We start from the raw sequence: 1,489 nt of genomic DNA, 5'->3' as shown, positions 1-1,489 counted from the left end.
TGAACTACCTGTCACATATGGAAGACGCCTATCTGATTCATCGAGTTGGCAGATACGATATTAAAAGAAAAAAACATCTCGAACTGAGAGCGAAATACTATGTAAACGATCTCGGAATTCGAAATGCTTCTATCGGATATAGAGAATCTGACATTTCCGGGATACTCGAGAACCTCGTATTCCTGGAATTGCATCGAAGGGGTTTCAGAGTAAGTACCGGCAGTATAGGGGAATACGAGGTTGATTTTGTCACCGAGAAGTCAGGAGAATTGGAGTATTTTCAGGTTGCCTATCTTCTTGCTTCACCGGAAACTGTAGAAAGAGAATTTCATTCACTTGAAGTGATAAAGGACAACTATCCCAAAACTGTAATAAGTATGGATGAGATGTATCAGGGTCGAAATGGAATCAGGCATATCAGTCTGCTGGAATTTCTCATTACTTGACATGTGAACGCACTTTTTAGTCTATTAGGTATACCAACTCCAACCGAAAGGAGGTGCACATGAGGAAAGGGAAAGGCATACGCACGGAGGTGCTGGCCTAGCTCAGCCCTCTAAAACTGAAACCCCCAACAAAGGAGGTGCACATGGTAGGAAACAAATACAAATGCGGGGAAGATAAGGTCTAACCTCTTCTCCCTATTAGGACGGGGCCGGAGCATACATTGCTTCGGCCCTCATTCCACCGGAAAATCCTTTGTCATATTATTCGTCTTAGATAGATGATGCTAACGTTATATTTCTATAAAAGATTCGAGGTTGTGAAGTGCATGATAATAAATTTATTTTTCATCCGATAGGTGTTATTCATTCCCCCCATGAAGAAAAATCCAAGACGCCAATCCAACCTGTCTTTTGCACGGACATTAAAGGAACAGTTGTATTAGATGTCGAATATGCTGATGGATTGAAAGATCTGCAGGGATTTTCTCATATCTATCTATTCTATTACTTCCACCAATCCCAGAAAACTTGTTTACGCCTGAAGCCATATCTTTCAGATCAGGAACATGGTATTTTCGCTACACGAACTCCACATCGCCCCAATAAATTAGGGATGAGTCTCGTGCGATTAGATAGAATTGAGGACAATATTCTTCATATTAAAGATATCGATATATTGGATGGTACACCTTTGATTGACATCAAGCCATATATACAGAGGTTCGATTCAAGGGAAAACACCAGATCAGGGTGGCAAGACGCTATTCCAGACGATGTTGCCTCCGTAAGAGGTTTGAGGAATTCTGAATTCCTATTGCTCTGAGATTATCCCCACATAAAATCTGCTGTATTCTATTTCATGTTCCTCTTTGGTTTCCAGTGTAATACTGCTCATTCTCTCAACGGTTTCTTCGGGCAGGGGGAATAGAACAAGAGTATTACCGCTCCAGGAACCGTTGTAGATCCAGTCTTCCCACGTACTCCACATGGCATTGATCTCATCCGATTTCATCGTTCCGCCAGCCCAGGAACAGAGGGTTTCA

General features: G+C 42.0%; 3 protein-coding genes. 2 read left to right on the top strand and 1 reads right to left on the bottom strand.

The features are described 5' to 3' along the window. Both K8S15_04020 and tsaA read left to right on the top strand, forming a co-directional pair. The coding region (locus K8S15_04020; GenBank protein ID MCD4775201.1) for a DUF4143 domain-containing protein at positions 1 to 446 on the top strand (446 nt) is incomplete at its 5' end. A 322-nt stretch (positions 447 to 768) separates the two neighbouring features. Continuing rightward, a complete protein-coding gene (gene tsaA / locus K8S15_04015) occupies positions 769 to 1,269 on the top strand; it encodes a tRNA (N6-threonylcarbamoyladenosine(37)-N6)-methyltransferase TrmO (GenBank protein ID MCD4775200.1) in 501 nt (166 codons plus the stop codon). On the opposite strand, the gene K8S15_04010 is transcribed toward tsaA, so the two are convergent. Further along, positions 1,258 to 1,489 (bottom strand): hypothetical protein (locus K8S15_04010; protein MCD4775199.1); only part of this gene is annotated, 232 nt, incomplete at its 5' end. The two genes, tsaA and K8S15_04010, sit on opposite strands and share 12 nt — an antisense overlap.

Origin of the sequence: Candidatus Aegiribacteria sp. (assembly GCA_021108005.1) — a bacterium.
Lineage (GTDB): Bacteria > Fermentibacterota > Fermentibacteria > Fermentibacterales > JCC-6 > Aegiribacteria.
Note: the sequence above shows the minus strand (reverse complement) of the source record. Positions and strands in the feature narration are given on the sequence as shown.